The organism is Hydrogenophaga sp. GW101-3F08 (assembly GCF_059424585.1).
In genome coordinates this window covers 337,704-361,443 of sequence record NZ_JBWKZP010000001.1, presented here as the reverse complement: position 1 = coordinate 361,443, position 23,740 = coordinate 337,704, and the positions used below count along the sequence as shown (strand labels likewise).

General features: G+C 66.7%; 26 protein-coding genes and 1 pseudogene. 13 read left to right on the top strand and 14 right to left on the bottom strand.

Translation table 11 applies throughout. The features are described from left to right. The first annotated feature begins 77 nt into the window (after window positions 1-77). Genes AC07YZ_RS01945 through AC07YZ_RS01930 form a run of 4 tightly spaced genes read left to right on the top strand, consistent with a single transcriptional unit; the run spans window position 78 to window position 2,969 of the window. Window positions 78-1,031: a UDP-glucuronic acid decarboxylase family protein gene (locus AC07YZ_RS01945; RefSeq protein ID WP_494793522.1), complete on the top strand. Its 954-nt coding sequence runs from the start codon at window positions 78-80 to the stop codon at window positions 1,029-1,031. Continuing rightward, window positions 1,028-1,975, top strand: coding sequence for a glycosyltransferase (locus AC07YZ_RS01940; protein ID WP_494793521.1), 948 nt, complete (start codon window positions 1,028-1,030; stop codon window positions 1,973-1,975). The genes AC07YZ_RS01945 and AC07YZ_RS01940 overlap by 4 nt, the downstream gene beginning before the upstream one ends. Beyond that, the gene (locus AC07YZ_RS01935) at window positions 1,975-2,376 is read left to right on the top strand and encodes a GtrA family protein (protein ID WP_494793520.1); all 402 of its coding nucleotides are present in this window, start codon (window positions 1,975-1,977) and stop codon (window positions 2,374-2,376) included. Before AC07YZ_RS01940 ends, AC07YZ_RS01935 begins: the two co-directional genes overlap by 1 nt. Then, the gene (locus AC07YZ_RS01930; protein ID WP_494793519.1) at window positions 2,373-2,969 is read left to right on the top strand and encodes a hypothetical protein; all 597 of its coding nucleotides are present in this window, start codon (window positions 2,373-2,375) and stop codon (window positions 2,967-2,969) included. The genes AC07YZ_RS01935 and AC07YZ_RS01930 overlap by 4 nt, the downstream gene beginning before the upstream one ends. Window positions 2,970-2,997: 28 nt before the next feature. Here the strand turns inward: AC07YZ_RS01930 and AC07YZ_RS01925 are convergent, their stop codons facing one another. Beyond that, window positions 2,998-3,852, bottom strand: coding sequence for a hypothetical protein (locus tag AC07YZ_RS01925; RefSeq protein WP_226492993.1), 855 nt, complete (start codon window positions 3,850-3,852; stop codon window positions 2,998-3,000). Window positions 3,853-3,964: 112 nt separating this feature from the next. After that, entirely contained in the window at window positions 3,965-5,119 is a 1,155-nt protein-coding gene (locus tag AC07YZ_RS01920; protein ID WP_494793518.1) for an acyl-CoA dehydrogenase family protein, read from the bottom strand. Window positions 5,120-5,319: 200 nt separating this feature from the next. Between AC07YZ_RS01920 and AC07YZ_RS01915 the strand changes: the two genes are divergently transcribed. The 6 genes and pseudogenes from AC07YZ_RS01915 (at window position 5,320) to AC07YZ_RS01890 (ending at window position 11,487) form a co-directional block, all read left to right on the top strand. Next, window positions 5,320-6,525, top strand: a complete 1,206-nt coding sequence (locus AC07YZ_RS01915; protein WP_494793517.1) for an acetyl-CoA C-acetyltransferase — start codon at window positions 5,320-5,322, stop codon at window positions 6,523-6,525. A gap of 19 nt (window positions 6,526-6,544) precedes the next feature. After that, window positions 6,545-8,716, top strand: a complete 2,172-nt coding sequence (locus tag AC07YZ_RS01910; RefSeq protein ID WP_494793516.1) for a 3-hydroxyacyl-CoA dehydrogenase NAD-binding domain-containing protein — start codon at window positions 6,545-6,547, stop codon at window positions 8,714-8,716. A gap of 113 nt (window positions 8,717-8,829) precedes the next feature. Further along, window positions 8,830-9,303 (top strand): annotated as a pseudogene (locus AC07YZ_RS01905) (GNAT family N-acetyltransferase); the annotation flags it as partial. Further along, window positions 9,300-10,199 carry a DMT family transporter gene (locus AC07YZ_RS01900; RefSeq protein ID WP_494793515.1) on the top strand — a complete coding sequence of 300 codons (900 nt, stop codon included), beginning with the start codon at window positions 9,300-9,302 and terminating at the stop codon, window positions 10,197-10,199. The pseudogene AC07YZ_RS01905 and the gene AC07YZ_RS01900, both read left to right, overlap by 4 nt. Before the next feature lie 77 nt (window positions 10,200-10,276). Further along, window positions 10,277-10,894, top strand: a complete 618-nt coding sequence (locus AC07YZ_RS01895; RefSeq protein WP_226492998.1) for a chromate transporter — start codon at window positions 10,277-10,279, stop codon at window positions 10,892-10,894. Beyond that, on the top strand, window positions 10,891-11,487 hold the full coding sequence (locus AC07YZ_RS01890) for a chromate transporter (RefSeq protein WP_494793514.1): 597 nt from the start codon (window positions 10,891-10,893) through the stop codon (window positions 11,485-11,487). Before AC07YZ_RS01895 ends, AC07YZ_RS01890 begins: the two co-directional genes overlap by 4 nt. Before the next feature lie 37 nt (window positions 11,488-11,524). Here AC07YZ_RS01890 and AC07YZ_RS01885 read toward each other — a convergent pair whose 3' ends face one another. The 4 genes from AC07YZ_RS01885 to rlmB form a co-directional block, all read right to left on the bottom strand. Then, window positions 11,525-12,763 (bottom strand): Yip1 family protein, encoded by a 1,239-nt coding sequence (locus tag AC07YZ_RS01885; protein ID WP_494793513.1) that lies wholly within the window; start codon window positions 12,761-12,763, stop codon window positions 11,525-11,527. A gap of 58 nt (window positions 12,764-12,821) precedes the next feature. Further along, window positions 12,822-13,175: a hypothetical protein gene (locus AC07YZ_RS01880; RefSeq protein ID WP_226493001.1), complete on the bottom strand. Its 354-nt coding sequence runs from the start codon at window positions 13,173-13,175 to the stop codon at window positions 12,822-12,824. Then, on the bottom strand, window positions 13,176-13,973 hold the full coding sequence (locus tag AC07YZ_RS01875) for an SIR2 family NAD-dependent protein deacylase (protein WP_494793512.1): 798 nt from the start codon (window positions 13,971-13,973) through the stop codon (window positions 13,176-13,178). 222 nt (window positions 13,974-14,195) lie between these two features. Beyond that, window positions 14,196-14,942, bottom strand: a complete 747-nt coding sequence (rlmB, locus tag AC07YZ_RS01870) for a 23S rRNA (guanosine(2251)-2'-O)-methyltransferase RlmB (RefSeq protein WP_226493003.1) — start codon at window positions 14,940-14,942, stop codon at window positions 14,196-14,198. Between the two features lie 61 nt (window positions 14,943-15,003). Here rlmB and AC07YZ_RS01865 point away from each other — a divergent pair, with 61 nt between their 5' ends. Further along, window positions 15,004-15,378 (top strand): thioredoxin domain-containing protein, encoded by a 375-nt coding sequence (locus AC07YZ_RS01865; protein WP_494793511.1) that lies wholly within the window; start codon window positions 15,004-15,006, stop codon window positions 15,376-15,378. A 4-nt stretch (window positions 15,379-15,382) separates the two neighbouring features. Here AC07YZ_RS01865 and AC07YZ_RS01860 read toward each other — a convergent pair whose 3' ends face one another. Beyond that, window positions 15,383-16,069 (bottom strand): ABC transporter ATP-binding protein, encoded by a 687-nt coding sequence (locus AC07YZ_RS01860; protein WP_226493006.1) that lies wholly within the window; start codon window positions 16,067-16,069, stop codon window positions 15,383-15,385. A gap of 15 nt (window positions 16,070-16,084) precedes the next feature. Between AC07YZ_RS01860 and AC07YZ_RS01855 the strand changes: the two genes are divergently transcribed. Beyond that, complete coding sequence (locus AC07YZ_RS01855; RefSeq protein WP_494793510.1) at window positions 16,085-16,750, top strand: arylesterase; 666 nt, start codon at window positions 16,085-16,087, stop codon at window positions 16,748-16,750. Between the two features lie 6 nt (window positions 16,751-16,756). After that, window positions 16,757-17,833, top strand: a complete 1,077-nt coding sequence (gene mnmH / locus AC07YZ_RS01850) for a tRNA 2-selenouridine(34) synthase MnmH (RefSeq protein ID WP_494793509.1) — start codon at window positions 16,757-16,759, stop codon at window positions 17,831-17,833. A 48-nt stretch (window positions 17,834-17,881) separates the two neighbouring features. Here the strand turns inward: mnmH and AC07YZ_RS01845 are convergent, their stop codons facing one another. The 7 genes from AC07YZ_RS01845 to hflC all read right to left on the bottom strand — a co-directional run bounded on the left by AC07YZ_RS01845 (window position 17,882) and on the right by hflC (window position 23,703). Further along, a complete protein-coding gene (locus AC07YZ_RS01845; protein ID WP_494793508.1) occupies window positions 17,882-18,079 on the bottom strand; it encodes a hypothetical protein in 198 nt (65 codons plus the stop codon). Window positions 18,080-18,112: 33 nt separating this feature from the next. Next, window positions 18,113-19,303, bottom strand: a complete 1,191-nt coding sequence (locus AC07YZ_RS01840) for a cystathionine beta-lyase (RefSeq protein WP_494793507.1) — start codon at window positions 19,301-19,303, stop codon at window positions 18,113-18,115. Between the two features lie 5 nt (window positions 19,304-19,308). Then, window positions 19,309-19,833, bottom strand: coding sequence for a phosphoribosyltransferase (locus AC07YZ_RS01835; RefSeq protein WP_068168848.1), 525 nt, complete (start codon window positions 19,831-19,833; stop codon window positions 19,309-19,311). 100 nt (window positions 19,834-19,933) lie between these two features. After that, complete coding sequence (locus AC07YZ_RS01830; protein ID WP_413465755.1) at window positions 19,934-21,322, bottom strand: adenylosuccinate synthase; 1,389 nt, start codon at window positions 21,320-21,322, stop codon at window positions 19,934-19,936. Between the two features lie 13 nt (window positions 21,323-21,335). Beyond that, a complete protein-coding gene (locus AC07YZ_RS01825) occupies window positions 21,336-22,502 on the bottom strand; it encodes an ATP phosphoribosyltransferase regulatory subunit (RefSeq protein WP_226493010.1) in 1,167 nt (388 codons plus the stop codon). A gap of 112 nt (window positions 22,503-22,614) precedes the next feature. Beyond that, window positions 22,615-22,803, bottom strand: coding sequence for a DUF2065 domain-containing protein (locus AC07YZ_RS01820; RefSeq protein WP_494793506.1), 189 nt, complete (start codon window positions 22,801-22,803; stop codon window positions 22,615-22,617). A 12-nt stretch (window positions 22,804-22,815) separates the two neighbouring features. Then, on the bottom strand, window positions 22,816-23,703 hold the full coding sequence (gene hflC, locus AC07YZ_RS01815; RefSeq protein WP_226493012.1) for a protease modulator HflC: 888 nt from the start codon (window positions 23,701-23,703) through the stop codon (window positions 22,816-22,818). Window positions 23,704-23,740 lie beyond the last annotated feature (37 nt).

Genomic DNA, 23,740 nt, shown 5'->3' with positions numbered 1-23,740 from the left:
GTCCTCAGAATCCCGTCCTGCACCACCGCCCGATGGCGGCACCCCACCATTTCCTTCGCGAAAGACCGAGGCACAGCATGCGCATATCCAACCGCAAAAGAATCCTGGTGACGGGGGGCGCCGGCTTTCTGGGCTCCCATCTGTGTGATCGCCTGCTGACCGAGGGCAACGACGTTCTGTGCGTGGACAACTTCTACAGCGGCGCCAAGGACAACGTGGCGCACCTGATGGGCAACCCGCATTTCGAGCTGATGCGCCACGACGTGACCTTCCCGCTCTATGTGGAGGTGGATGAGATCTACAACCTGGCCTGTCCCGCCTCGCCGGTGCACTACCAGTGGGACCCGGTGCAGACCACCAAGACCAGCGTGCACGGCGCCATCAACATGCTGGGGCTGGCCAAGCGCACCAAGGCCCGGATCTTCCAGGCATCCACCAGCGAGGTGTATGGCGATCCGGAAATCCATCCGCAGCAGGAAAGCTATTGGGGCCGGGTCAACCCGATCGGCATCCGCTCTTGCTACGACGAGGGCAAGCGCTGCGCCGAAACCCTGTTCTTCGACTACCACCGGCAGCACCAGGTGGACATCAAGGTCGCGCGCATCTTCAACACCTACGGCCCACGCATGCACCCCAACGACGGGCGCGTGGTCAGCAACTTCATCGTGCAGGCGCTGCGTGGCGAAGACATCACCATCTACGGCGATGGCTCGCAGACGCGCAGCTTCTGTTATGTGGACGACCTGATCGAGGGCTTCACCCGCCTGATGGCCAGCGATGCCGGGGTGACGGGCCCCGTCAACATGGGCAACCCCCACGAGTTCACCATCCGCGAGCTGGCCGAAGCGGTGTTGAAGAAGGTCGGTGGCAGCTCCCGGCTGGTGTTCAAACCGCTGCCGCAGGACGACCCCAAGCAGCGCCAGCCCGACATCACCCTGGCCAAAGCCGTGCTGGACTGGGAGCCCCAGGTCCAGCTGGACGCGGGTCTGGACAAGACCATCCACTACTTTCGCCGCCGCCTCGCCGAATGAGCACACCAAAGCACCCCATCATCGTCGTGACCCCGGTCTATGAAGACCGGGAAGCCAGCGGCCGCCTGTTTCAGGAGCTGGCCGGCCAGTTCGACCGCGAGGTCTTCGTGATCGCGGTGGACGATGGCTCGGTGAAGCAGCCGCTGACCATCGACAGCCTGCGCGGCGCCGGCATCGACGGCGTGATCCTCAAACTGCGCCGCAACGTGGGCCACCAGCGCGCCATCGCGATCGGTCTGGGCTATGCGTCCGAGTTCGTCCAGCCCCACCAGCGTGTGGTGGTCATGGACTCCGACGGCGAGGACCTGCCCTCGACCATCCCGCCCCTGCTCGCGGCGCTGCGGAGCGACGACGTGGACGTGGTCGTTGCCCGGCGCAAGAGCCGCGTGGAAACCCTGCGCTTCAAGGCCTTCTACGCCATCTACAAGCGCTTCTTCCGCCTGATGACGGGCCGGGCCATCAGCTTCGGCAACTTCATGGCGATCAAGCCCCACGCGCTCCGGCGCCTGGTCGCCATGCAGGAGCTGAACATCCACGTGGCCGGTGCGGTTCTGGCGTCCAAACTGCGCACCGAGGCCTGCTCCCTGGATCGCGGCCCCCGCTACGCCGGCCACTCCAAGATGAACTTCGTGGGCCTGACGCTGCACGGCTTCAAGGCCCTGATGGTGTTTGCCGAGGACGTGCTGGTGCGGGTGGGCATCGCCTGCGCCGTGATTGCGGCCTTGTCGGTGATCAGCACCTTCGCCGCGGTTGCCCTCAAGCTGCTCGGGTTCTCCACACCCGGCTGGTTCTCGCTGGTGCTGGGCATTCTGGTGCTCATGTTCCTGCAGACCGGCGCGCTGGCGCTCATGACGCTGATGCTGACCGGCGTGGTGCGCGGTGGCACGGTGACCACGGCGATCGCCTACCGCGATTTCGTGGAACAGATCCTGGAAACCGACTGATGGTGCAGGACCTGGCCCGGCGGCACGGCGGCGAGATGCTGCGCTACGCCTTCAACGGACTGCTGGCCACCGCGGTGCACTACGCGGTGCTCACCTACAACCTGGAGGTGCTGCGTTTTGCCTCCGCCGGGTTGGCCAACCTCTGCGCCGCGGTGGCCGGCATCGCGGTGTCGTTTCTCGGCAGCCGCTACTTCGTCTTCGGGCACAGCGGCGAAGCGCTGCTCGGGCAGGCGCTGAAGTTCAGTGGCCTGTATGGGCTGATCGCCATCGTTCACGGCGGTGTGCTGATGGTGTGGACGGACTGGCTCGGGTTGGACTACCGCCTGGGCTTTGTGCTGGCCACCTCCCTGCAAATCGCCCTGAGTTATCTCGGCAACAAGTTTCTGGTGTTCAAAAAATGAAATTCCTGCGCGCGCTCGTCGCCACGGTGCTGTTTCTGGCTCTGTTGGTCGTGGTCTATCTGCTGCACATCCGCTTCCTGGCCATCGACGTGGTGTTTTACGCAGCCATCGCCGACGGCATCATCGCGGCCCTCGCCACCGGCGCGCTGGTGTTCGCCCTGGGCTACTTCCGGCCGCTGGGCGGGTTCGAGAAGCTGCAGCTGGTGGTGATCTGGCTGCTGACGGGCTACTGCCTCGCCATCTCCGTGCCAACCGTGATCGACCGCTCCCTGTCGTTCTACATCCTGGAAAAGATCCAGCAGCGCGGTGGCGGCATCCAGCACCAGCGCTTCGCCGAGGTCTTCACCCAGGAGTACATGAACGAGCACCGCCTGGTCGATGTGCGCCTGACCGAGCAACTGGCGTCCGGAACCATCGTGATCCAGAACGGCTGCGTCAAGCTCACCGACAAGGGCCAGCGCATCGCCCGCGCGGGGCGCTACTTCCGGCAACATTTCCTGCCCAAGAAGCGCCTGCTCATGGGCGAGTACTCGTCGGACCTGACCGACCCTTTCCGCAACAGTGCGACTGCTGTTGACTACCAGTGCCGTTGAGCCGGCGCGGGCCTGACCCGGCCCCGATTCAGCGGGCCGCCGTCTCGTCGACCTGAATGGCCAGGCCCCACCCCCCCGTGTTGTCTCCCAGCGCATCGTCGTTCACGCAGAACTCCAGCGGGCCGTTCGCGTTCACCACGAACTCCGTCCGCTGCGCCTGACCCTGCACCAGTTGCACCTGTCCGGCCACCGGGTTCACGACGCGCAACACCAGCGAATGGCGCCGCATCGTGGGGAACGGAAAGGCCCCGCTGACAGGGCCGGCATTGCCCTCCGGACCATTGATGCAGCCGTTGAACAGGCAACCGAAATTCATGTCGCTGTTGGATGGCAGCTCATCGATGATGACCCGGCTGCCGATGCGCAGATCGACCATATCCGGCAGGCTGTTGCAGGGCTTGCCCAGTTTCGCCCCCATCGCCAGAATGAAGGCGGCGTTGTGCCGGATCGACCCGTCCGACTGCTTCGTGGCGTGCATCAGGTGAAAAGGGAACCGGGCTTCGCCCACACAGTTGGCCACCGAGTAGGCATGCACCTGTTTTGGCCCTGGCCAGCTGTGGATCATCTGGCCCGCCGAGGGGCGCGAGTAGCGGTGGTCCATGCCGATCCAGGTCCTGGAAGTGGTCGCGGCGAAGTCACCCGCCCTGTTCTGCGAGAAGCCGTCGCCCCAGTTGACACCGATCGTTCCACAGGTACCGTGCCCCTGGATCGCGAACGAATATTGCTGTGTGTTCGACAGCCCGCACACATTGCTCGCCGCGTCGCACTCCAACCGGTGGCCGGTGACCAAACCCAGGCCTGTGATGCCGTGACCGCACCCTGACAGGACCCCGCCGACCACCAACGCGGACACGCCGCCCATGCGTTTGAACCAGGCTTTCATGTTGTTCCTCCAGACGTTGGTACAAAACCCCCTCGGGTACTTTGCGCCCCAAGTTCAAGGCAGTCCACCCCCGCCTGGGGGACGAGGCCCAAGGGGATCCCGGGCCGAATCGTCAACGCGCACCCAGCCCCATGCCGCGCGAGATCACCTCTTTCATGATCTCGTTGGTGCCGCCGTAGATGCGCTGCACACGCGCATCCGCATAGGCTCGGGTGATCGGGTATTCCCACATGTAGCCGTAGCCGCCGTGCAGCTGCACGCACTCGTCCATCACCTTGCACTGCAGGTCGCTGCACCAGTACTTGGCCATGCTGGCGGTCGCGGTGTCGAGCTGGTCCACCGCCACCAGCTCGCAGCACTTGTCCACGAACACGCGCGCCACCTGCACCTCCGTCTGCAGCTCGGCCAGCGTGTAGCGGGTGTTCTGGTAGCTCGCGACCGGCTGGCCGAAGACCTTGCGGTCTTTCACGTACGCCACCGTCCAGTCAATGGCGGCCTGCGCCGCCGCCACGGCGCCGATGGCGATCTGCAGCCGTTCCCAGGGCAGTTGTTCCATAAGGCAGATGAAGCCCCTGCCCTCGCCCCCCAGCAGGTTCTCGGCGGGCACGCTGACGTTGTCGAAGAACAGCTCCGACGTGTCCTGCGCCTTCATGCCCAGCTTCTTCAGGCGCTTTCCCTTGCTGAAACCCGGCATGCCCTGCTCCACCAGCAGCAGGCTGGTGCCCTTGGCGCCGGCGGCCGGGTCGGTCTTGGCGACCACGATCACCAGATCGGCGTGCCAGCCGTTGGTGATGAAGGTCTTGCTGCCGTTGAGCAGGTAGCTGCCGTCGGCTTGGTGGATGGCCGTGGTCTTCACGCCCTGCAGGTCGCTGCCGGCGGCGGGTTCGCTCATCGCAATGGCGCCCACCATCTCGCCCGTGGCCAGCAACGGCAGGTATTTTTTCTTCTGCGCCTCGGTGCCGTAGTGCAGGATGTACGGCGCCACGATCTCGCTGTGCAGACCGAAGCCGATGCCGCTGACCCCGGCGCGTGCGATCTCCTCCATCTGCGCCACCGAGTACAGCTTGTCGGCCCCGGCCCCGCCATACGCCTCCGGCATGGTCATGCAGAGAAAGCCGTTCTCACCGGCCTTGCGCCAGACGGCACGGTCCACATAGCCCTGCTCTTCCCAGCCCCCGTGAAAAGGGGCGATCTCCTTTTCCACGAAGCGGCGAAAGCTGTCACGAAAGGCCTCGTGGTCGGTGTTGAACAGGGTGCGGTCGATCATGGGGTGCTCTTGGGTGCTGGGGTTGCCGTGGGTATCGGAAAGTGCGGCAATGTGCATGATGGCGTGGTGTCGCTGGTTGGACGGCGGCACCACCATTTTCACAAAGCATTTGCTTGGCAAAAGTCTATACTGATCCGCAGGAACCGCAAATCACCTTTCGGCGGGCGTGTGGCCCGGCCCGTCAACCTGGAGACAAGCCCATGAGCGAAGCATTTGTATTCGACGCCATCCGCACCCCACGCGGCAAGGGCAAGAAGGACGGCAGCCTGTACGAGGTCAAGCCGGTCAACCTGCTGGCCGGCCTGCTGCGCGAGCTGCAACACCGCAACCACCTGGACACCTCGGCGGTGGACGACGTGGTGATGGGCGTGGTCTCGCCCATCGGGGAACAAGGCTCGGTGCTGCCCAAGGTGGCCGCGCTCAAGGCCGGCTGGGACTGGCGTTGCTCGGGCGTGCAGCTCAACCGCTTCTGCGCCTCGGGCCTGGAGGCGGTGAACATGGCCGCCATGAAGGTGAAGAGCGGCTGGGAAGACCTGGTGGTGGCCGGTGGCGTGGAGAGCATGAGCCGCGTGCCGATCGGCTCCGACGGCGGCGCCTGGGCGCAGGACCCGGAGACCAACAGCGCCACGCTGTTCGTGCCGCAAGGCATCGGCGCCGACCTGATTGCCACGCTCGACGGCTTCACGCGCGAAGACGTGGATGCCTTCGCGCTCGAATCGCAGAAGCGCGCTGCCGCTGCGCGCGCGGCCGGGCATTTCCAGCACTCGGTGGTGCCGGTGAAAGACGCTTTGGGTCAGATCATCCTGGCGGTGGACGAGTTCATCAAACCGCACACCACGATGGCGGGCCTGGCCGGTCTGAAGCCCGCCTTCGAGCAGTTGGGCGCCATGGGCTTCGACGCGGTGGCGCTGCAGCGCTACCCGCAGGTGGAGCGCATCCACCACGTGCACCACGCGGGCAATTCGTCGGGCATCGTGGACGGCGCGGCGGCCCTGCTGATCGGCAGCGAGGCCGCCGGCAAGACCCACGGCTTCACGCCGCGCGCGCGCATCGTGGCGGCGGCGCTCTCGGGCGCGGACCCGACCATCATGCTCACCGGCCCCATGCCGGCGGCGCGCAAGGCGCTGGCCAAGGCCGGCCTCACCATCGACCAGATCGATCTGTTCGAGGTGAACGAAGCCTTTGCCGCCGTGCCCATGCGCTTCATGCGTGAGATGGGCGTGCCGCACGAGAAGGTGAACGTGAATGGCGGCGCGATCGCGCTGGGCCACCCGCTCGGCGCCACGGGCGCGATGATTTTGAACACGCTGATCGACGAGCTGCACCGGACGAAAAAACGCTACGGCCTCGCCACACTCTGCGTCGGCGGCGGCATGGGCATCGCCACGATCGTTGAACGCATCTGAACCGAGCGGGGACACCAACATGATCACCAAGACCATCCGCTACGAACTTGCCGACGCCGCATTCGGCAAGGTGGCCACCATCACCTTCGACGAACAGGACTCGCCGGTCAACACCATGTGCCTGCAGTGGCAGGACGATCTGGACGCCGTGACCGCCCAGGTGCTCAAGGACCGCGAGCAGATCCAAGGCATCGTGTTGGCCTCGGCCAAGAGCACCTTCTTTGCCGGTGCCGACCTCAAGGGCGTGATGCGTTCGACCGCCGCCGACGGCCACCGCGTGTTCACCGAAATCGAGCGCATCAAGCGCAATTTCCGCAAGCTGGAAACGCTGGGCGTGCCGGTGGTGAGCTGCCTCAACGGTGCCGCGCTCGGTGGCGGCTGGGAGGTGGCGCTGGTGGGCCACCACCGCATCGCGCTCAACAACCCCAAGGTGCAGTTTGGCCTGCCCGAGATCACGCTGGGGTTGATTCCCGGCGGCGGTGGCATCACCAAGATGACCCGACTGCTGGGCCTGGTGGCCGCGCAGCCCTACATCCTGGAGAGCAAGCTCTTCGGCCCCGAGGAGGCGCTGAAAATCGGCGTGGTGCATGAACTCGTCGCCACACCGGAAGAGCTGATGCCCAAGGCGCTGGCCCACATCGAGGCCTCGCAAGGCAAACCCGAGGCCTGCCAGCACCCGTGGGACCGCAAGGACTACAAGATGCATGGCGGCACACCGAGCAACCCCAAGATCGCGGCCATGCTGAGCGTGGCGCCCGCCATGCTGAAGCAGAAGACGCGCGGCCTCTACCCTGCGCCCGAAGCCGCGCTGGCCGCGATGGTGGAAGGCGCCATGGTCGACTTCGACACCGCCATGCGCATCGAGAGCCGTTACCTCGCCGGGCTCATGACCGGCCCGGTGGCACGGAACATGATCAACACCTTCTTCTTCAACCTGAACGCCATCAAGGCCGGCCAGAGCCGCCCGAAGGACGTGCCGCGCTACAAGCCGCAGAAGGTGGGCCTGCTGGGCGCCGGCATGATGGGCTCGGGCATCGCCTACGCACAGGCCAGCCGCGGCATCGCCACCGTGCTGAAGGACGTGAGCATGGAAGCGGCCAACAAAGGCAAAGCCAACAGCCTGAAGGTGACGCAGCCGCGTGTGGACAAGGGCCGCATGAGCGCGGCCGACCAGCAGGCGCTGCTGGCGCGCATCACGCCCACCGCGAGCACCGCCGACCTGCAAGGCTGCGACCTGATCATCGAGGCGGTGTTCGAACACCGCGAGCTCAAGGCCGCGGTGACGCACGAATCCGAACCCATGCTGGCCGAGGGTGGCTTCTTCGCCAGCAACACCTCCACCCTGCCCATCACCGGCCTGGCCAAGGCGAGCGCGCGGCCGCAGAAGTTCGTCGGTATCCACTTCTTCAGCCCGGTCGACAAGATGAAACTGGTGGAGATCATCCGCGGCAAAGAGACCGACGACGAAACCATCGCCCGCGCCTACGACTATGTGCAGGCGCTGGGCAAGCTGCCGATCGTGGTGAACGACGCGCGCGGCTTCTACACCAGCCGCACCTTCGGCACCTTCGTGATGGAGGGGGCCGCCATGTTGGGCGAAGGCATTCCGGCACCGGTGATCGAAAACGCCGCCATGCAGGCCGGCATGCCGGTGGGGCCGCTGGCCGTGCTGGACGAGACCGCGCTCTCGCTATCGGTGCACGTGCTGGAACAGACCCGCGCCGACTATGCCGAAGAGGGCCGCCACTACGACACCACGCCGGGCGAACACCTGGTCGAACAGATGGTCAAGCAGCACCACCGCGGCGGCCGCGCGGCCGGCGGCGGCTTCTACGACTACCCCGCCGGGCAGAAGAAAACCCTCTGGCCCCAGCTCAAGACCCTGTTCGAAAAGCCCGGTGTTGCGTGGGACCTGCAAGACGTGAAGGACCGCCTGCTCTACCGCCAGGCGGTGGAGACGGCGCGCTGCCTGGCCGAAGGCGTGCTCACCAGCGTGCACGACGGCAACATCGGCTCCATCTTCGGCATCGGTTTTCCGGCCTGGACCGGCGGCGCGCTGCAGTTCATCTACGGCATGGGCATTGAGGCGTTCGAGAAACGCTGCGCCGCACTGGCGGCGAAGTTCGGCCCGGGCTTTGCGCTGAACGACGCCGTCAAGGCCGCGATCCGCCAGCACCAGCCGGTGTACTGAACGCCTTCCCGACCAGCGACGAAGCGAGCCACGTCAACGGCACGGTGATTGAAGTTTCTGGCGGCATGTCGGTCTGAATCGGTCTGAATATGGAAGCACATCTTTCCTCCGGCGCCCACCTGCGCGACCCGCGCCCGGGCGACATGGGCTGGGTGATCCAGCAGCATGGCGAGCTCTACTGGCGCGAATACGGCTGGAACGCCGAGTTCGAGGCAATGGTGGCCGGCATCGTGGCCAGCATGATGAAGCGCCACGACCCAACCTGGGAGCGCGGCTGGATCGCCGAGCTCAACGGCGAGCGCGTGGGCTCGGCCTTTGTGGTGCGCAAGAGCAAGACCGTGGCCCAGCTGCGCCTGCTGATCCTCACGCCCGCGGCGCGCGGCCTGGGCCTGGGCGGGCGGCTGACCGACGAGTGCATCGCCTTCGCGCGCGCCAAGGGCTACCGCAAGATGGTGCTCTGGACCAACCACAACCTTGAGGCCGCGCGCGCCATTTATGCCAAACGTGGCTTCGCCCTGGTGGACAGCGAGGCACACCACAGCTATGGGCGCGACCAGGTGGGTGAACACTGGGAACTCCCCCTGTGAACCTGGCCCTGCTGGCGGCCGCGGCCACCGGCGTGCAGGTGGGTGCGACCATCGTCGCCTCGCGCTACGTGGTGGCCGAGGTGCCGCCGCTCACACTGGCCCTGCTGCGTTACGCCATCGGTTTCCTGAGCCTGCTGCCCTTCGTGTGGCGACCGCTGCGGGCGCACCCCTGGCCGGCGGGCACCGCCCGACCACCGGGCCGCGACCTGCTGGCCATGGCCGCGCTGGGCGTGGGCCAGTTCGCCCTGCTCATCGCCTTGCTCAACCTCGGCCTGCAGCACGTCGGCGCGGCCCGTGCGGCGCTGATCTTCAGCCTGTTCCCCCTGCTCACCCTGCTGCTCGCGGGCGCGCTGGGGCAGGAACACATCACGCCGGGCCTGCTCACGGGCGTGGGGTTGTCGATCGCCGGGGTGGGGCTGTCGCTCTGGCCGCGGCTGGCGAGCGGCGGCACCGGCCACTGGTGGGGCGAAGCCGCGGTGCTGGGCAGCGCACTCACCGGCGCGGTGTGCAGCGTGCTCTACCGCCCCTACCTGCGCCGCTATCCCACGGTGCCGGTGTCGGCCCTGGCCATGGGCGTCTCGGTGCTGTGTCTCGCGCTGCTGGCCCTGCTCGAACACTGGCCGCAGCGCGTGGGAACCCTGGCTCCAGGCACCTGGGCGGTGGTGGCCTTCATCGGCCTGTCCAGCGGCGCCGGCTACTTCGCCTGGCTGTACGCGCTCAAGCACGAATCGCCCACCCGCGTCACGGTGTTTCTCGCGCTCAACCCGGTCACGGCGGCGTTGCTGGGTGCCGCGTTGCTGGATGAACCCGTCGACGGATTCGCGCTCGGCGCCCTGGTGCTGATCGCGCTGGGCCTGTGGCTGGCCACGCGGCCCGTCAGACCGCGCCCGCGCTGACATCCCCATCCGATGCGGGCCTGCGCGCAATACCACGACAGCCCCTGGGGCCAGAACGGGCGCCCGATAATCGGGCCATGCCCGCCCCAGCGAACACCCTCACCCCGGCCATCGACGCCGCCCCCAACCACCCCCGATCCAAAACCGACCTCTTCATGTCCTTCACCTGGCTGGCCCTGCAGGGCTTTGGCGGCGTGCTGGCGGTGGTGCAGCGCGAGCTGGTGGAGAAAAAACGCTGGATGACGCGCGAACAGTTCGTGGAAGACTGGGCCGTGGCGCAGATCATGCCGGGCCCCAACGTGGTCAATCTCTCGATGATGATCGGCGGGCGCTATTTCGGTTTGCCGGGCGCGCTCGCAGCGCTCGCGGGCATGCTGGCCGCACCGCTGGTGATCGTGCTGCTGCTGGCCGCGCTCTACGGCAGCGTGGCCGACAGCGCCACCGCACAAGGCGCGCTGCGCGGCATGGGTGCGGTGGCCGCTGGCCTCATCACCGCCACCGGCATCAAGCTGATCGCCGCGCTTGGCAAGAACGCCATGGGCATCGGGGTGTGCATCGCCCTGGCGGTGCTCACCTTCGTGGCGATCGCCCTGCTGCGCTGGCCGCTGGCCTGGGTGCTGCTGGGCCTGGGCGGTGCGGCCTGCTTGTGGGCGTATCGGGTGCTGGGCCAGCGCCCAAACGGGGAGGCTCCATGAGCATGGCCCCCACGCTGGCGAACTGGACCGACCTGTTCCTGCATTTCGCCTCGCTCTCGCTGCTGGCGGTGGGCGGCGCCATCACCACCGCGCCCGACATGCACCGCTACCTGGTGGGCGAACAGGGCTGGCTGAGCGAGGCGCAGTTCACCTCGTCGATCGCGCTGTCGCAGGCCGCGCCCGGCCCGAACGTGCTGTTCGTTGCCCTGCTGGGCTGGAACGTGGGACTCAACGCCGGTGGCGGCCCGTCGGCTGGCTGGCTCGCCTGGGCGCTGGCGCTGCTGGGTGTGCTGGTGACGCTGGTGGCGATCATGCTGCCCTCGTCCATCCTCACCTACACCGCCACCCAGTGGGGCCACCGCAACCGCGAGCTGCGCGCGGTGCGCGCCTTCAAGGCGGGCATGGCGCCCATCGTGATCGCGCTGCTGATCGCCACCGGCTGGCTGCTCAGCGCGGCCCACAACCAGCCGGCGCGCGACTGGCCACTGTGGCTGCTGACGGCCACCGCTGCCGTGCTGGTGTGGCGCACCCAAATACACCTGCTGTGGCTGATCGGTGCCGGCGCGGTGCTGGGGGCGCTGGGTCTGGTCTGAGAGGCTGAGCGCCCGAGGCGCACAAGCCGAGCCGGGCTTATTTCTGGCGCTGCAAGCCCGCCATGCCCTTGGTGTCCAGGGCCGCCACGGCGCCGCGCACGGCATCCATGTCGAGGTTGTTGCCACTGACTTCAACCATCACGCCGTTGGGCAGCATCAGAGCCATCTCGGCACTGCTGCCGTCCTTGCGGTATTCCTCTTTGATGGACACGCCGTCCTTCTGGTAGATGCGCTCCACCTCTTCCTGGGTTTCGCGGTTGACCGTGGACTGGGCCCAGGCGCCCATGGCCATCGCCAGGGCGGGCACGGCGCCGATGTCCTGCACCTTGACTTCCAGGACGCGATCGTCCTTTTCGTATTCGGCCGTGACGCTGGTGAAGTTCATGCCCATGGCGTTGTCGGACCGCGCTTCGAGCGTGTTGCGGCTCAGTCCCGCAAGCGAGGCCGGCACATAGCCCTGCAGCACATCGGGCGCGAAGGGCTTGCCGCCCTTCCCGCCCAGGGCCGCGCCCATCATTTCGTTCATGGCCTGGCCGGCCGCGGCGCTGTCGCCTCGGGCCTGAGCCTCTTCCATCTTCTTGCTCGCCGCTTCCATCTTTTTGCTGGCCTCTTCGAGCTTGGCCGTGTCCAGCGTGATCTCGGTGCCCGGCAGCTTGATGCTGACGTCGCCGGCGTCCGGGCGTCCGCCACCCATCATGTAGCCCGGCCCGCCGCCGCTGAACAACGCGCTGGCCGCGCCCAGGATGATCCCCGCAACAATGCCGCAGACCACCACCACGGCGGTGTACACCGCCGCCTTCTCCTTGGGCGCCTTCATCAGCACGGGGATGCCGGTGTAGACCAGATAGATGGAGTACAGCGCTGCGAGCAACCCCAGCACCGCCAGCATGGGAATCAGGCTGAAGATGCCGCCCACCATGCCGGCGGTGGAGCCGAAGGCGATCAGCTTGAGCGCGTTGAGCGGATTCTTTTCACCCTGGAAGCTGGGTGCCAGGGCGTTGGTGATCATGGCCAGCACGTAGATCATGACCAGCGAGAGCACGTAGCCCACCACCATGTTGCCCAGCCCGGCCACGATCGGTACCCGAAAGCTCATGCCCATGGCACCGGCGCCCACCAGGCTCATGCCGATGAAGCCGGCCACGGCCGGAATCGCCGCGAGGTAGATCAGGTAGTTCTTGTAGATGCCCTGGGCATCGGTGGATTCCTGTTCGATGACCGGCCAGGTCTCCACCGGTTTGAGCAGGATGGCTTGCACGCGTTCGACGATGTTCATGGGTCACTCCTTGAAATGAAAGGACGGCTGCCTGAATGAAACCAGCTTGAAACCAGCTTCAGCGCGGGTTCTCGAAGAACACGGCGTTGGTGTAGTCGCTGATCTCGAAATAGACCTTCTTCTCGCCCGGATCGGCCTGCATGTTCAGGTTCTCGTCGAGCACGCCGTACCCATAGCGGTAGGCGCGGGGGGTGTTGTCGTCGGTGCCGAGCGCGGTGCTGATCTTGTCGATCCGCAGGAAGCGGCGCACCACCTTGTCGCCGGCATAGACCTCGAGCACGCCGTTGGTGCCGGTCCAGTTCTGGATCTCCCGACTGAACTTGTTCTGCTGCTCCTGGGTACAAGCCGCCGCAAGCAAGGCGACGCTCAGGACGGCGGCCAACCCGGCGCGTTGTGCAGATGTGCTCGTCATTCAATCCTCCAGCAGTGTTGGAAGGCATTGTGCCGCAGGTTCGTGCAGGCACAAGTCGGCCACGGCGTCCAGTTCGGTTGCCTCGGGGTTGATCACCACCACCCGGGCGCAGCGCCGGTGCACGGTGTGCGCCAGGCCTGCGGCCGGGTAGACCACGCCCGAGGTGCCGATAACCAGCATCAGGTCGCAGCCGTTCGCGGCTTTTTGCGCCGCGTCCAGCGCGGGCAGCGGCAGCATTTCGCCAAACCAGACCACGGCCGGGCGCCGCAGGTTGCCACAGGTCGGGCAACGGGGCGGACGCCCCGTCTCCACGAACTCGGGGTGGCAACAGTCGCGTGGCATGTCCAGCCAACGGTCATCGGCCAGGTTGCCGTGCAGGGCGATCGCGTCGGCGCTGCCCGCGCGCTGGTGCAGGCCGTCCACGTTCTGCGTGATGAGGGTGAGTCGGCCCGGGTGCCGCTGCTGAAAGGCCGCGAGCGCCCGGTGGCCGGCGTTGGGTTCTACGTTGGCAACCATGTCGCGACGGAACTGGTACCAGTCCCAGACGCGGCGCGGGTGGGCACGAAACGCGTCCTCGGTGGCCAGGTCTTCGGGTTTGAACCGTGCCCACAGCCCGGTCTGCGCGTCGCGAAACGTGGGCACGCCGGACTCGGCGCTCACTGGAGTACCTTCGCCCTGCGGGCTGCGGTGCGAGCTTGCTTGGGAACGGCCTGGCGCGGCGCTCATGCCCGCGCCGGTGAGTACCGCGATGTGGTTTGCGCTCTCGATCCACTGGCGAACCACTTGCGCAACGGACATGTCGGCCCTGCGGTGCGAAAGAGCAACTGTTCCAGGTGCGAGGGGATGCACCAGCCCAGGCCAGCACGGGGCCGGCTTTGCCGGACCGCTGCGGGCGCCCCCTGGAGGGGGCTGAGGGTCGCGGCTCCGAGCCTGCCCGCGCAGGCTTGGACGGCCCGAAGAAGCATCGACTCTGGCGATGCTGCGGCCTGCAGGGCACGCCGAAGGCGGCGCAGGGGTGATTCATCCCGTTCTTTGGCGCAGCGCTTCGTAAAGACAGACGCCGCTGGCCACCGACACGTTGAGGCTCTCCACCGCGCCGCGCATCGGGATGCTGACCAGTTCGTCACAGGTCTTGCGCGTGAGCTGGCGCATGCCCTCGCCCTCGGCGCCCAGCACCAGGGCCACCGGGCCTTTGAGGTCCACCTGGTACAGCGTTTTGGGGGCGTCATCGCTGGTGCCGATGATCCAGATGTTGCGCTCCTTGAGTTCGCCCAGGGTGCGCGCCAGGTTGGTCACCATGAAGTACGGCATGGTTTCGGCCGCGCCGCTGGCCACCTTGGCCACGGTGGCGTTGATGCCGGCCGCGTGGTCCTTGGGTGCGATCACCGCGTGTGCGCCCGCGCCGTCGGCCACGCGCAGGCAGGCGCCCAGGTTGTGCGGGTCGGTGATGCCGTCGAGCACCAGCAGCAATGGCGCCACGCCGTCAGCCTCCAGCTTCTCCAGCAACTCGTCGAGCGAATGCGCCTGGGGCAGGGCTTCGACCCGCGCGGCCACGCCCTGGTGGCCATGGCTGCCGGCGAGCTTGGCGATGCGCAGGCCGTCGGCCTCGATGAGCCGCGCGTTGGCTTCCCGGGCGCGCTCCAGGAACTGGCGCATGCGCGCGTCGCGCCGCGTCGGCTCGAAGTAGATTTCAATGATGGATTGCGGCGCGGTTTTCAGGCGCACGCCCACGGCGTGAAAGCCGAACAACACTTTGGGAGAAGACATCGCCCGATTATCGACGCAGCCGCCTGCGCGCCGACGGGCCAAGGCCTGCGAGAATCCCGGCATGCCCAGCAACCCGTCTGAAACCCCCGAAACCCTGTCGGCCGTCTGCCTGTGCGCCGAATGGTGCAGCACCTGCCGCGACTGGCACGCCGTGGTCGAACAGGCGGCGCACGAGTTCAAGGACGTGCGCTGGCGCTGGCTGGACATCGAAGACGAGGCCGATCTGCTGGACGAACTCGACATCGACATCGAGACCTTCCCCACCATGCTGCTGGCGCGCGGCGATCAGGTGCTGTTCTTTGGCCCAATTCCCGCCCAGGCCGAGGTGCTGGCGCGGCTGGTGAGCACACTGCAAGGCGGCTCGGCGAGCGCGCCGGGCCTGACCGAACAGGTCGCCACCCTCTGGCAGCGGCTGCGCGGTCGGGCAACGACCTGATCCCTCAGAGCACCGCTTCCAGATCGGCCACCTGCCCGGCTTCGATGGTGATGCGCCGCTCGCAGCGCTGGGCGATGGCGCGGTCGTGCGTGACCAGCACCAGCGTGGTGCCCTGCTCGCGATTCAGATCGAACATCAGCTCCATGATCTTGCCGCCGGTGGCGAAGTCCAGGCTGCCGGTGGGTTCGTCGGCCAGCAGCACGGCGGGCTGCACCACAAAGGCACGCGCGAGCGCAACACGCTGCTGCTCCCCGCCCGACAGCACCTTGGGGTAGCTGGCGAGCCGCTCGCCCAGCCCCACCCGCTGCAACATGGCGGTGGCCGCGGCACGGGCGTCGCGCCGCCCGGCAAGTTCCAGCGGCAGCATCACGTTTTCCAGCGCGGTGAGGTTGCCGAGCAGCTGGAAGCTCTGAAACACAAAGCCCACCTTCTGCGCCCGCAGGGCGGCGCGCTGGTCTTCGTCGAGCGCGAACAGATCGACGCCATCGATGTGAACTGTGCCGCTGCTGGGCGTATCCAACCCGGCCACAATGGACAGCAGCGTGCTCTTGCCCGACCCGGACGCGCCCACGATGGCCGCGGTTTCCCCCTTGTTCAGGGTGAAATCGATATCGCGCAAAATCGTCAGGGATCCCGTGGAGTCGACCACCGACTTGAACACGTGCTGCACTGCAATCATCACTTCGGACATGGAAGGGCTCTCAAGTTGAATCGACGTCACTTTAACGCGCTGGGCCTGCTGGCCGCGGCAACGGGGTCTATCGGGAGCACGTTGGCGCAGGCCGCGGCCAGCACCGCCAGCGACCCGGCGCCCGTCGTCCTGGTGGTGGGCGACTCGCTGAGCGCCGAATACGGTCTGCGACGCGGCAGCGGCTGGGTGGCCTTGCTGGCGCAGCGCCTGAGCAGCCAGAAGATGAACGCCCGTGTGGTCAACGCCGGTGTCAGCGCCGACACCAGCTCGGGCGGACGCTCCCGCCTGCCCGCCCTGCTGCGGCAACACCAACCGGCGGTGGTGGTCATCGAGCTCGGCGCCAACGATGCGTTGCGGGGTCTGCCGCTGTCCGTCACGCGCGACAACCTGCGCAGCATGGTGCGCCTGTCGCGCGAGGCCGGCGCGCGGGTGCTGCTGGTGGGCATGGAAATGCCGCCCAACTATGGCGAGCGCTACGCGCAGGAGTTCCGCGAGGTGTTCACCCAGGTGGCGCGCGAGGAAAAGACCGCGCTCGTTCCCTTCCTGCTCAAAGGCGTGGCCGATCTCGAGGACCCCACCAAGCTGTTCCAGAGCGACCGCATGCACCCCAACGAGAGCGCCCAGCCCACGTTGCTGGCCAATGTGTGGCCGGCGCTGACCCCGCTGCTGCCGAAACGATAATCGGGCATGCCCGTTCACACCCTGCCCGCCGCCGAAGCCCTGGCCCGACTCGACAGCTTCGACACCGTCATAGACGCCCGCACCGAAGACGAACACGCGCTCGACCACGTGCCCGGGGCCATCAACTGGCCCACGCTCAACAACCAGGAGCGCATCGACATCGGCACGATGTACAAGCAGGTCAACCCGTTTGAGGCCAAAAAGCGCGGCGCTGCGCTGTCCGCGCGCAACATCGCGGCCCACATCGAGCGCGAGGTGATCGACAAGCCGCGCAACTGGAAACCGCTGGTGTACTGCTGGCGCGGCGGCAACCGCAGCGGAGCCCTGGCCACCATCCTGGGCGCGATCGGTTTTCACGTCACGCTGATCGAAGGCGGCTACAAGGCCTGGCGCGCGGCCCTGGTCGAATCGATCCCGGCGCTCGCCACCCGCCTGCACTACCGCGTGGTCTGCGGCCCCACCGGCAGTGGCAAGACGCGCCTGCTGCAGGCGCTCGCCGCCCAGAGCGCACAGGTGCTCGACCTGGAGGCGCTGGCCAGCCACCGCAGCTCGGTGCTGGGCCACATCCCCGGGCAGGAACAGCCCAGCCAGAAACGTTTCGACAGCCTGATATGGGACGCGCTGCGGCACTTTGATCCGGCGCGTGCGGTGTACGTGGAGAGCGAGAGCAAGAAGGTGGGCAATGTGCGCGTGCCCGATGCATTGATCGAGGCCATGCGCGAGAGCCCCTGCATCGACCTGCAGCTGTCAGACCCCGAGCGGGTGGCGCTGCTGTTGGAAGACTACGATTTTTTCGTGAAAGACAGCGACCATTTCTGCCACCGCCTGCAAGCCCTGGCCGAGCTGCGTGGCAAGGCGGTGGTGTCGACCTGGATCGAAAAAGTCCAGCAGGGACACACGCCAGAGGTGGTGCTCGAACTCCTGACCCAGCACTACGACCCGATGTACGCGCAGTCGATCGCGCGCAACTTCAAACGTTACGGCGAGGCCCTGCCTTGTGTGCTGCGCGACCGTTCGGCCGAGGCGCTGGCCGATGCCGCGCGCGGGCTGCTCGCCGCCGAACCCACCGCATCGCCGGCCTGATCGAGCACCGGTCGCCGCTCGGTGGGCGTGACGGATCGGTGCGCGCCTTCAGTCGGTCGAGGTCGATCCTTCGCCGGCCGCGGGTGCCGCGTCGCCAGGGCCGGTGTTGTCCTCGCCCGGCCCTTCGGGCGCATCGGAATCGCTGTGGTGCTTGCCAGCGGCCTTGGCTTTGAGCTTCTCTTCCTTCTTCTTCTTTTTGGCGAGCTCGCGCTGGCGTTTTTCGTATCCGTAGTTGGGAGTGGCCAAAGCAGTCTTTCGGGTGGGTGGGTTGAAGGGATGTCAGGCGTTGAGCGTGGCAATCGCCTGCGCCAGATCGGCACGCAGGTCGTCCACGGCCTCCAGGCCGACGGCAAAGCGCACCAGGCCGCCCTTGTGGGGCCAGGCTGCGGTGCGGATAGCGGACATGTTGTAGGGCGCGCACAAGCTGATGGGGCCGGCCCAGCTCCAGCCCAGCTTGAACAAACGCAGGCTGTCGCAGAAAGCGTCGATCTGCGTCTGGCTGAAGCGTTCATCAAACACCACGCTGAACAGGCACGCGGCCGCCTTGGCGTCGCGCCGCCAGGCTTCGTGGCCGGGTGAGCCGGGCAAGGCCGGGTGCAGCACCTGCACCACCCCGTCCTGCTGTTGCATCCAGGTGGCGAGTTCGCGCGCGCTGGCGTCTTGCGCGTGGTAGCGCAACGCCATGCTGTTGAGGCCGCGCAGCACGAGCTCGGCATCGTTGCCGCTCACGCCCAGGCCGAGCCGCATGTGGCACAGCAAGACCTGCTGGTGCAGCACCTCGTCGCGCGTGACGACGGCCCCCATGAGCACGTCGGCGCCGCCACTGGGGTATTTGGTCAGTGCCTGCATGGACACGTCCACCCCCAGCTCGAAGGCGTTGAACGCGATGCCCGCACCCCAGGTGTTGTCCAGCGCCGTGAGGATGGGCCGTTCAGCGCCACGCCCCTGGTTCGCCGAGCGCACCACCGCAACCAGCGCGGGGATGTCGGGAAACTCCAGCGTGATCGAGCCCGGTGCCTCCAGCCACACCAGGCGCGTGGCCGGGCCGATCTTGGCGGCCAGATCGGCGGCATCGAGCGGGTCGTAGTAGCGGTGCGTGATGCCCCAGGCGGCCAGTTCCCCGGCAGCAAAGGTCTTGCCGGGGCCGTAGGCGTTGTCGGGCATCAGCAGTTCATCGCCCTGGCGCAGAAAGGCCATGTCCACCAACGACAGGGCCGACAGGCCGCTGGGCGCGAGCACGCAGTGGCGCCCGCCTTCCACGGTGGCGATGCGCTCTTCCAGAGTGAACGTGGTGGGCGTGCCGTGCAGGCCGTAGGTGTAGCCGCTCTTGTCTTTCCACTCCTGCGTGCGCAATGCCTGCACGTTGGGGAAGATGACGGTGGACGCCTTGTGAACGCCGGGCGCGACGGCGTCGAAGCCCTCGGGTGGGCGATAAGGATGGTGGATCAGCTGGGTGGAAAGCTCGCTCATTCCGATCAGAGCTTCCATTTTTCGAGCAGTTGCGCCGGACGCATGGCGTCGTACCCCTCGAAGGGCTGATGAATCCAGGGGTTGGTGGGCAGGAACTCCACCGAATAATCGGGCGTGAACGTGGACAGCTGCTTGGTCCAGATCACGGCGCTGCGCAACTCGGTGATGGGGGCGTAGTTGTTCTTCAGCATCCCGATCACCGCCTTGAGCGTGTGACCCGAATCGGCCAGATCGTCCACCAGCAGCACCTTGCCGGCGATCTCGCCTTTGGGCGTGGTGATGTAGCGCGCGATGTCCAGATTGCCCTGCTGCGTGCCGGCGTTGGCGCGGTAGGAACTGGTCGACATGATGGCCAACGGCACGTCAAAAATGCGCGAGAGGATGTCGCCCGGGCGCATGCCCCCACGCGCCAGGCACAGGATGGTGTCGAACTGCCAGCCCGACTGATACACCTTGAGCGCCAGCTTCTCGATCAGGTTGTGGTACTCGTCGTACGAGACGTAGAGGTGTTTGCCGTCTTCGGTCAGCATGGGGTCTCCGGGGGTGAGGGACTGGCAGGATTTTGCACGAAGCCGGGGTCCGCCGGGCCATCGGCCCTGCCGGCACCCACGGCGGATGGCAGGCGGTCGCTCACCCGTGGTACGGGTGGTGCACCAGGATCGTGTGGTCGCGGTCCGGACTGGTCGAGACGATGTGGATCGGCACCCCGGTGGTTTCCTGGATGCGTTGCAGATACCGCTGCGCATTAACCGGCAGGTCTTCGTAACGCGTTGCACCGACCGACGAATCGCTCCAGCCGGGCAGGGTTTCGTAGATCGGGGTGCAGCGCGCGATCTCGTCGGCGCCCATGGGCAGGATGTCGATGGTCTGGCCATCGAGTTCGTAGCCGGTGCACAGCTTGAGCTCGGTCAGACCGTCCAGCACGTCCAGCTTGGTGATGCACAGACCGGAGAGACCATTGACCTGGGCCGAGCGCTTGAGCAGCGCGGCATCGAACCAGCCACAACGGCGGCTGCGACCTGTGGTCACGCCCTTTTCCGCACCCACCGTGGCCATGTGCCAGCCGGGCGTGCCCTCTTTTTCCCATTCCAGTTCGGTGGGGAACGGACCGCCGCCCACCCGGGTGCAATAGGCCTTGGTGATGCCCAGCACGTAGTGCAGCAGACCCGGGCCCACGCCGGAACCCGCCGCGGCATTGCCCGCCACGCAGTTGCTGGAGGTGACGAAGGGATAGGTGCCGTGGTCGATGTCCAGCAGCGTGCCCTGCGCGCCCTCGAACAGCAGGTTCGCGCCGGCCTTGTGCGCCGCGTTGAGCTCGCTCGACACGTCGGCGATCATGGGTTTGAGCCGCTCAGCCTGCTCCATGGCCTCGGCGAACACGGGCTCGAACTGGATCGCGCCGTCCCGCATGTAGGCAGCGATCTTTTCATCCCAGACCATGTCGGCCGAGTGCAGATAGCTGGTGAGCAGGTGGTTGTGCAGATCGAGCAGTTCGCGCAGTTTGGCGGCGAAACGCTCGGGGTATTTCAGGTCCTGCACGCGCAGCGCGCGGCGCGCGATCTTGTCTTCGTAGGCCGGGCCGATGCCACGGCCCGTGGTGCCGATCTTCTCGGTGCCGGCCTTCACCTTGGCGGCCTCGCGCGCGATGTCGATGGCGGCATGGAACGGCAGGATCAGCGGACAGCCTTCGCTGACGCGCAGGCGCGAGCGAACCTCCACACCGGCCTTCTCCAGTCCGGCGATTTCCTCGAACAGCTTGCCTACCGACAGCACCACGCCGTTGCCGATGTAGCACTTCACACCCGCGCGCATGATGCCGCTGGGGATGAGGTGCAGCGCGGTCTTCACGCCATTGATCACCAGCGTGTGACCCGCGTTGTGGCCGCCCTGGAAGCGCACCACGCCGGTGGCGGTCTCGGTCAGCCAGTCGACCAGTTTGCCTTTGCCCTCGTCGCCCCACTGGGTGCCGACCACCACCACGTTGCGCCCGGGTACCACGGCGCTGTTGCTGTTCATCATCTGCTGTTTCCGGTTAAAGAGTCTTCACAGTCCAGGCCCCGGCATGCACCGGATCGGACACCAGTTCGCGGTCGCACCGGAACTCATCCACTTCGTGTTCGTGGCCAGGCAAGGCACACACCACCGTGTGGCCCTCGCCGCGCAGCCGGGCAATGGCTTCGCGCAGCGAGGCATCCATGCCCCACGGCGCACGAATGGCGGCCACCAGCGGGCGCGGCGCAACGGCCGACACCAGCTCCTTGAGGTCAAGGCTGAAGCCCACCGCCGGGCGCTTGCGGCCGAACACCGCGCCGACCTCGTCGTAGCGCCCGCCGCGGGCCAGCTCGGCGGGCTCACCCCGCACGTCCCTGGCGAACAGCGCGAAGCGCATGCCGGTGTAGTAGGCATAGCCACGCAGGTCGGCCAGGTCGATGGACACCTCGACATCGGGCGTGTGCGCGGCCAGCCAGGCCAGGCTGTCGAGCGCTACGTGCAAGGCGGGCGATGGCGACAGGCCCCGCCGGGCCTCTTCCAGCACGGCGACGCCACCGAACAACCGCGGCAGAGCGCACAGGTCGTTGCGCACACGCTCAGGCAAGTCCGCGGCCAGCGCGCGCAACTCTGCCACGTCCTTGGCGGCCAGCGCGGCATGGATCTGCGCGGTGCGGTGGCCGTCCAGCGGCACGGGCGCGAGCACGGCGTCGATCACACGCACATCGGCCAGATCGAGCAACAGGCCGGTCACACCCGCACTGCGTAGGCAAGCCTGGGCCAATTCAAGGGTTTCAAGATCGGCTTCGAGTCCAGCGTGGCCGTAGATTTCGGCGCCGAACTGCAATGGCTCACGACTGGCCAGCGGGCGGTCGATGCGGGTGTGCACGACGGGGCCACAGTAGCTCAGGCGGGCCACGCCCTGGCGGTTGAGCAGGTGCGCGTCGATGCGGGCAACCTGCGGCGTGCTGTCGGCGCGCAGGCCGAGCGTGCGGCCCGAGAGCTGGTCAACCAGCTTGAAGGTCTGAAGATCGAGCGCTTCACCGGTGCCCGTGAGCAACGATTCCAGGTGCTCCAGCAACGGCGGCATGACCAGCTCGTAGCCATAGCCACGCGCTGTGTCCAGCAACCCCCTGCGGAGTTCTTCGATGTGGCGAGCCTCGGAAGGCAGGACATCGGCAATGTGATCCGGGAGGACCCAGGCAGACATGGGCATTTTCGGGAGCTGTTAAAAACGTGATTTTACCGGGGTCGGAAACGGCATTCCGACCTTGCCGGACGTTGGCCTCAGTGGCCGGGTCTGGCGCCCGACAACCAGGGTCTCAAATCAGCCACCACCAGAGCAGCATGCCGGCGAGCAGACTGAGCAGGCCAAAGAAGCGCAACTGGCCATCCTGAAGCTTGAGGATCTCACTGAACATGCGCCGCCAGGCGCCCGGTGCAAAGAAAGGCAGCAGGCCCTCGAAGATCAACACCAGGGCCAGAGCGAGCCAGAACGCGTCGGCGGACACGCGCAACGCCCTTCAACGGGCCACGTCGCTGCTTCGCAGAGCCTTGAAGAAGTCCGAGGAAGGGTCGATCACCATCACGTCGGACTTGCTGGCGAAACTGGCCTTGTAGGCTTCCAGACTGCGGTAGAACTGGGCGAACGCCGGATCACGGCCGAAGGCTTCGCCGAAAGCGGCGGCGGCCTTGGCATCGCCCTCGCCTTTGATGAGCTGCGCGGCCCGGTAGGCCTGGGACACGATCACCTCACGCTGGCGGTCGGCATCGGCCCGGATCTTTTCGCCTTCGGCAAAACCGGTGGACCGCAGCTCATTGGCGACGCGCTTGCGTTCGGCTTCCATGCGCTGATAGACCGACAGCGTGATGCTCTCGGCGTAGTCCACGCGGGTGATGCGGACATCCACCACGTCCATGCCCCAGGGCTTGTCGGCTCCGCGCACGGCGGCGAGCACCTCGCGCTTGACATCGTCCATGAGCTGCTCGCGGCGGGACGACAGCAGCTCGTTGAGCGTGCGCTTGTTGACCTCTTGCTGGAACGAGTTGCGCACCACGCGGTTGAGCTGCAAGGCCCCCGCACGCTCGTTGACGCCGACGTTGCGGATGTACTGCTGAGGATCGCTGATGCGCCAGCGCACGTACCAGTCGATCACCACGCGCTGCTTCTCGGCCGTCAGCGTGGGCTCGGTATCGGTGCTCTCCAGCGTAAGCAGGCGCTTGTCGATGTAGGACACGTTCTGGAACGGCGGGGGCAACTTGAAGTTGAGCCCCGGCTCGGTGACCACCTGCTTGATCTGTCCGAGCTGGAACACGACGCCGAACTGACGTTGGTCCACGACGAACAGCATGGAACTGGCGATCGCCAGCGCCACGATAAAGGAGGTGAGGATGAAACCCAGTTTGTTCATTTGCTTTGCTCTCTAGTCACTCGTACCCGGCCGCCGG